This window comes from Leifsonia sp. KNZ12-8B (genome assembly GCF_056755495.1).
Window position 1 is genome coordinate 1 of record NZ_JBPGXM010000175.1, and the last position, 6,202, is coordinate 6,202.

Annotated in this window: 7 protein-coding genes; 4 read left to right on the forward strand and 3 right to left on the reverse strand. The window is 68.5% G+C overall.

The annotated features are described in order from the left end of the window. Positions 1–79: 79 nt before the first annotated feature. Together ACR9ZG_RS17525 and ACR9ZG_RS17530 are read right to left on the reverse strand one after the other, a co-directional pair. Complete coding sequence (locus ACR9ZG_RS17525) at positions 80–316, reverse strand: hypothetical protein (RefSeq protein WP_481286129.1); 237 nt, start codon at positions 314–316, stop codon at positions 80–82. After that, positions 313–1,236, reverse strand: a complete 924-nt coding sequence (locus ACR9ZG_RS17530) for a hypothetical protein (RefSeq protein ID WP_481286130.1) — start codon at positions 1,234–1,236, stop codon at positions 313–315. The genes ACR9ZG_RS17525 and ACR9ZG_RS17530 overlap by 4 nt, the downstream gene beginning before the upstream one ends. A 285-nt stretch (positions 1,237–1,521) precedes the next feature. Between ACR9ZG_RS17530 and pstS the strand changes: the two genes are divergently transcribed. From pstS to pstB, 4 genes are all read left to right on the forward strand, one after another. After that, positions 1,522–2,616, forward strand: coding sequence for a phosphate ABC transporter substrate-binding protein PstS (gene pstS / locus ACR9ZG_RS17535; RefSeq protein ID WP_481286131.1), 1,095 nt, complete (start codon positions 1,522–1,524; stop codon positions 2,614–2,616). A gap of 123 nt (positions 2,617–2,739) precedes the next feature. Further along, positions 2,740–3,696: a phosphate ABC transporter permease subunit PstC gene (pstC, locus tag ACR9ZG_RS17540; RefSeq protein ID WP_481286132.1), complete on the forward strand. Its 957-nt coding sequence runs from the start codon at positions 2,740–2,742 to the stop codon at positions 3,694–3,696. Beyond that, a complete protein-coding gene (pstA, locus tag ACR9ZG_RS17545; RefSeq protein WP_481286133.1) occupies positions 3,696–4,793 on the forward strand; it encodes a phosphate ABC transporter permease PstA in 1,098 nt (365 codons plus the stop codon). Before pstC ends, pstA begins: the two co-directional genes overlap by 1 nt. Positions 4,794–4,827: 34 nt before the next feature. Further along, positions 4,828–5,607 (forward strand): phosphate ABC transporter ATP-binding protein PstB, encoded by a 780-nt coding sequence (gene pstB, locus ACR9ZG_RS17550; protein ID WP_481286134.1) that lies wholly within the window; start codon positions 4,828–4,830, stop codon positions 5,605–5,607. A 99-nt stretch (positions 5,608–5,706) separates the two neighbouring features. Here pstB and ACR9ZG_RS17555 read toward each other — a convergent pair. Continuing rightward, on the reverse strand, positions 5,707–6,202 hold a 496-nt coding region (locus ACR9ZG_RS17555), incomplete at its 5' end, for an anti-sigma factor (protein WP_481286135.1).

Genomic DNA, 6,202 nt, shown 5'->3' on the forward strand with positions numbered 1-6,202 from the left:
CGCCCCAAAAACTATTCCCGCGACCGTGCCGGGGGGCCGCGGGCGGCGGGGCCCCCCCCCCCCCGCCCCCCCCCACGGCTTACTCGTCCGACTCGCGTGCGCGCGCATCCTTCCCCGCCCAGTGGTTGCCGAGCGCCAAGAACAGCACGCCCTCCATAATCACCAGGAGGGGCCACAACCACCATGGAGTCACGGAGCCGAAGATCACAGCCAGGGCGACGAGCACGGCCATGGAACCGAACGACGCCATCCGCCGCGCCGGCGTCGCGTTGATCGCCCGGCGGACGTCGGACCGGAACACCTCTCGGAGCCTCATCGACAGTACCCGCCCGAATAGCCGATGGTCGCGATCACGCCTGGACCGATGAGGAACTGGGCGCACCGCTTCTCGCTGTAGTAGATGCGCTGCGTGTTGACGATGATCGATGCGGCGTTCAGGCCACACAGCGCGCCGCCCGCGTATCCGGTGAGCCGGGTCACCCAGCCGCAGACGGTCGCCATTCCTGTCAGCGTGGTCGCCGTCTTCGTCTCGCTCCGCGTGAGTTGCACCGACGGGAGGAGGCTGTACCAGACGAACCGCGGGTCCGCGACGACGGGGAAGGCCGTGGTCGGCGCAAGATCGACGACCTGTGTGAGCGTCGTCCCGTTCAACTCGAATCGCGTGGGGACCCGGGTGCCGCCGGCGTCCTTGGCCCAGGGCGGCGCGACATATGCGACCGGGTCGCCCTTGGCGTCGACGACGAAGAAGCCCGAGTCTGCGGGAAGAATCCTGCCTCCCTCGGGGATTGAAAGCTCGTAGCTGTATCGCCGGGGCGCCGATGGCGCAGTGATCACGGTGTTGATCTGGAGCGACCCGTCGGCGGTGACCACCGGCACCGAGACCGAACCGTTGTTGTTGTCGTACGAGACGACACCCTTCTTCTGAACGGCGGCGTCGTCCGCGACCGAGGCGTACGGGAGCGACACAGCAAGCTCACCGGCTCCCGTGTCGAGCGATATCCCCGACGATGGGTCGACCGGGAGGCTCACGTCCACCCCTGCGACGGTCGCATCAATCGCGGTCTCGCCGGTTGCGGTGGTGACGACACGCGCCGCATTCTTCACTGTGTCCGGCGTCGCGCGCTGTACAGCGGCGAGCGGATCGTCCCGACCAGTCTCGACCGGCGCGGGCGCCACCCCCGTAATGCCTATCGTGAGCGCCGCCGCGACACCGACGGTCGCGGCGAGGTGTTTCATTCGCATCATGCAGCAACTTCCATTGTTGAGACCAATGGCGCCGTCAGCAGTTCGCAACCCCGCGGAGCGAACACGAGTCGGCGACCCGCGAGGTTCGACCGTATCGACATGTGACATTGACATGCAAGATGCGGCTCGTCGCACAGGAGCGGACCCCCAACCCAACACCCGTCGTTAACCTCGCGTTTACCGCTGCGGGGGACGCTGGTCAGACACGGTGCATAGCGTCGCAGGCGGGTCGCACCGACCCCGTCCTGTTGTTACTGATCCCCGGAAGGGACAACTGTGAAACTGAAGCGTCTTGGCGCTCCTCTGGCCGTTCTGGCCGCTGCCGCCATCTCCCTCACCGCGTGCGCGTCGAACGAGGGCAGCACCCCCGCGTCGACGTCGGCCGCGCCGTCGAACCTGTCGGGCACGCTGAACGGCATCGGCTCGTCGGCGCAGGGCGCCGCGCAGACCGTCTGGGCCGCCGGCTTCCAGGAGGCCAACCCGAAGGTCACCGTCAACTACGACCCGCAGGGCTCCGGCGCCGGTCGCAAGAGCTTCATCTCGGGTGCCGCCGACTTCGCCGGCTCCGACGCCGCGCTGAAGGACGAGGAGCTCGCCTCCACGTTCGCCGGGTGCGCCGCCGACAGCAAGGGCATCGACCTCCCGGTCTACATCTCCCCGATCGCCATCGCGTACAACGTCGAGGGCGTCAAGGACCTGAAGCTGGACGCCGCGACGATCGCCGGCATCTTCTCGGGCAAGATCACCACCTGGGACGACGCCAAGATCAAGGACCAGAACAAGGACGCCTCGCTGCCGTCGGCCCCGATCACCGTCGTGCACCGCTCCGACGACTCGGGCACCACCCAGAACTTCACCGAGTACCTCGCGGCCAACGCGGCGGACGTCTGGACGGCCCCGGCCTCCCAGACCTTCCCCTTCCAGGTCGGTGACGCGGCGAAGGGCACCTCGGGTGTCGCCGACGCCACGAAGAACGCCAAGAACTCGATCACCTACATCGACGAATCGGGCTCGGCCGGTCTCTCCATCGCGCAGCTGAAGGTCGGCGACGAGTACACCGAGCTCAGCGCAGACGGCGCCGCCGCGGTCGTCGCCGCGTCCCCGATCGCCGACGGCCGTGAGGCCAACGACCTCGCCATCGCGATCGACCGCAAGGCGACCAACAAGGGCGACTGGCCGCTGGTCCTCGTCTCCTACATCATCGCCTGCCAGGAGTACAAGGACTCCGCCAAGGCCGACCTGGTGAAGGGCTACGTCGACTACATCATCAGCGAGGACGCGCAGAAGGCCGCCGCCGAGCAGGCCGGCTCCGCCCCGCTCGCCAGCGACCTCGCCTCCAAGGTGAAGGACGCTGTCGCCAGCATCAAGTAACACCCCGGCGCCCGCTCGGCCTGGGCTGCTCGTCAGCCCGGGCCGAGCGGTGCGTCACCCCCTCACCCGCCACCGCGGGAACCACCCGATGAGAGGCACTGACGTGAAGAAGGACCAGCAGGGATGACCGCCGGCACCGTACCAACCGTAGGAGCCATCCGCCCCAAGGCGAAGGTCCGCCTCGGCGACCGCGTCTTCTCCACCGCCTCCATCGTCGCCGGGTCGCTGATCCTCGCGACGCTCGCCGCCGTCGCCCTCTTCCTCGTCGTGCAGAGCATCCCCGCCCTGTTCGCCGGCGAGGGCGAGCTGCCGAACCAGGCGAGCAACTTCTGGTCCTGGGTCTGGCCCCTGGTCTTCGGCACCATCTGGGCCGCCATCCTCGCGCTCCTCGTCGCGACGCCGCTGTCGCTGGGCATCGCCCTCTTCATCTCGCACTTCGCCCCGCGCCGCGTCGCGCAGGGCCTCGGCTATGTGATCGACCTGCTGGCCGCGGTGCCGTCGGTCGTCTTCGGCCTCTGGGGCATCGCGACCCTCGCCCCGTTCGTCCAGCCATTCTACGCCTGGCTCGGTGAGAACGTCGGCTGGTTCCCGCTCTTCGCCCCGCCGGTCTCCGGCACCGGCCGCACCATCCTGACGGCGGCGCTCGTGCTCGCCGTGATGGTCATCCCGATCATGACCGCGATCTGCCGCGAGATCTTCCTGCAGACCCCGCGCCTGCACGAGGAGGCGGCGCTCGCCCTCGGGGCGACCCGCTGGGAGATGATCAAGATGGCCGTCCTCCCCTTCGCCCGCAGCGGCATCGTGTCGGCCATCATGCTCGGCCTCGGCCGCGCGCTCGGCGAGACGCTCGCGATCGCGATGGTCCTCTCGCCCGCCCTGATCGTGAAGCTCCCGGTGCTGCAGGCGCAGAGCCCGAACACGATCGCGGCCAACATCGCCCTCCAGTTCCCCGAGGCCACCGGCGTCGGCGTGAACGCGCTCGTGGCCTCCGGTCTCGTGCTCTTCGTGGTGACGCTGCTGATCAACATGCTCGCCCGCTACATCGTCAACCGTCGCAAGGCCTTCTCGGGAGCCAACTGATGACCGCCACGACCTCCGCCGCCGCCCCCGCACGGCCGCTGGCCAACTCGTACACCGCCGGCAAGCTCCCCCGGTGGACGCCGTGGGTCATGCTCGTCGGCTCCTGGGTCGTGTTCGCCGCGATCTTCGCCATCCTGGCCGCCAGCAAGGCGACCGAGGGCTTCAACATCGTCGGGGCCGTGTTCTTCGGAACCGTGCTGTTCGACGTCGCGATCTACACGACCTCCCTGCTGGTCGAGGGGCCGCGCAAGGCGATGGACCGGCTGATCACCTCGCTGGTCGCCACCGCCTTCATCGTCGCGCTGCTGCCCCTGATCTCGCTCGGCTGGACCGTCATCGCGCAGGGCCTCGCCCGCTTCGACCTCGACTTCTTCAGCATGTCGATGCGCAACGTGATCGGAGCCGGTGGAGGCGCGCTGCACGCGATCGTCGGGACGCTCGAGATCACGCTCATGGCGGCGCTCATCTCGGTGCCGATCGGCCTGCTGACCTCCATCTACCTCGTCGAGTACGGGCGCGGGATGCTCGCCCGCGGCATCACCTTCTTCGTCGACGTCATGACCGGCATCCCGTCGATCGTCGCCGGCCTGTTCGCATTCGCGCTGTTCGCGCTGTTCTTCGGGCCCGGCATCCGCAACGGCTTCATGGGCTCCATCGCCCTGTCGGTGCTGATGATCCCGGTCGTCGTGCGCTCCAGCGAGGAGATCCTCCGCATCGTCCCGAACGAGCTGCGGGAGGCGTCGCTCGCGCTGGGCGTGCCGAAGTGGCTGACCGTGCTGAAGGTCGTGCTCCCGACCTCCCTCGCCGGTCTCGTCACCGGCGTCATGCTCGCCATCGCCCGCGTCATCGGCGAGACGGCGCCGCTGCTGATCGTCGCCGGCTTCACCACGAGCATGAACTACGACCTCTTCAACGACCGGATGATGACCCTCCCCGTGTTCGTGTACACGCAGTACACGCAGGCTGCCGGCCTGCACGCGCAGGACTCCATCGACCGCGCCTGGACCGGCGCGCTCGCGCTGATCATCATCGTGATGCTGCTGAACCTCATCGGCCGGATCATCGCCAAGGCCTTCGCCCCCAAGTACGGCCGCTGAGCCGGCAACCCGACGCCCCAGACAAGGAACGAACGTGTCCAAGCGAATCGAAGTCAACGACCTCAACGTCTACTACGGCGACTTCCGCGCCGTGGAGGGCGTCTCCCTCACCATCGAACCCCGCACCGTCACCGCCTTCATCGGCCCGTCGGGCTGCGGCAAGTCGACCTTCCTGCGCACGCTCAACCGCATGCACGAGGTCATCCCGGGCGCCTACGTGGAGGGCGAGGTGCTGATCGACGGCAACAACCTGTACGGCACGGGCGTCGACCCGGTGCTCGTGCGCCGCCAGGTCGGGATGGTGTTCCAGCGCCCGAACCCGTTCCCCACCATGAGCATCCGCGAGAACGTGCTGGCCGGCGTCAAGCTCAACAACCGCCGGATGTCGAAGAGCGACGCCGACGACCTGGTGGAGCGCTCGCTGCGCGGCGCCAACCTGTGGAACGAGGTCAAGGACCGGCTCAACCTCCCGGGCTCCGGCCTGTCGGGCGGCCAGCAGCAGCGCCTCTGCATCGCGCGCGCCATCGCGGTCTCCCCCGACGTGCTGCTGATGGACGAGCCGTGCTCGGCCCTCGACCCGATCTCGACGCTCGCGATCGAGGACCTCATCGAGGAGCTGAAGAACGACTACACGATCGTGATCGTGACCCACAACATGCAGCAGGCGAGCCGTGTCTCCGATCGAACCGCCTTCTTCAACATCGCGGGCACCGGCAAGCCGGGCAAGCTCATCGAGTACAACGACACCAACCTGATCTTCTCGAAGCCGAACGAGCAGGCCACCGAGGACTACGTCTCCGGCCGCTTCGGCTGATCGGCCCCGGCGGGCAACCGCCGAGTACGCAGAAAGTGCGCGGATTCGCTTCGAGTCCGCGCACTTTCTGCGTACTCGGCGGCTTGCTGCGGGCCCGAGTCAGAGGGGGATGGTGACGATCGGGTCGGACGTCGGGGCGTCGGAGCCGCCGCGCGGCTCGACGGTGACGCCGACGATCGCGCCGGGGGTCAGCTGTCCGCTCAGGACGCGCCAGGTGGACCCGGACTCCGCCGGCATCATCGTGCCGGCCGGCGTCGCCCCGCCGTCCGCCATGTACCAGAGCTCGTACACCTTGCCGTCGGGCAGTCGCGGGAGGTCGTCAGCGATGAGCGCGGACCGCTGCAGGTCGGCGGACCACACCAGCGTGGCGGAGCCTCCGCCTGCGACCTCCGTGGTGGTGCGCTGCACATCGGGGGCGGCGTTGAGCTCGGCGAGTGCCGTCGCCTGCTGCTGCTGATACGAGTTGTTGCCGGACAGCGTGCTGCCCACGAACGCACCGCCGATGAAGAGCACGATGGCGATGCCCGCGGCGACCAGCACCGCAGCGGGACGCGAGAACCAGCGCCGCCGGGCGCGCAGCTCGGCGGCGCTGGTT

Coding starts and splice junctions, on each gene's coding strand:
- ACR9ZG_RS17525 (WP_481286129.1), bottom strand. CDS start 316: ATGAGGCTCCGAGAGGTGTTCCGGTCCGACGTCCGCCGGGCGATCAAC.
- ACR9ZG_RS17530 (WP_481286130.1), bottom strand. CDS start 1,236: ATGAAACACCTCGCCGCGACCGTCGGTGTCGCGGCGGCGCTCACGATA.
- pstC (WP_481286132.1), top strand. CDS start 2,740: ATGACCGCCGGCACCGTACCAACCGTAGGAGCCATCCGCCCCAAGGCG.
- pstA (WP_481286133.1), top strand. CDS start 3,696: ATGACCGCCACGACCTCCGCCGCCGCCCCCGCACGGCCGCTGGCCAAC.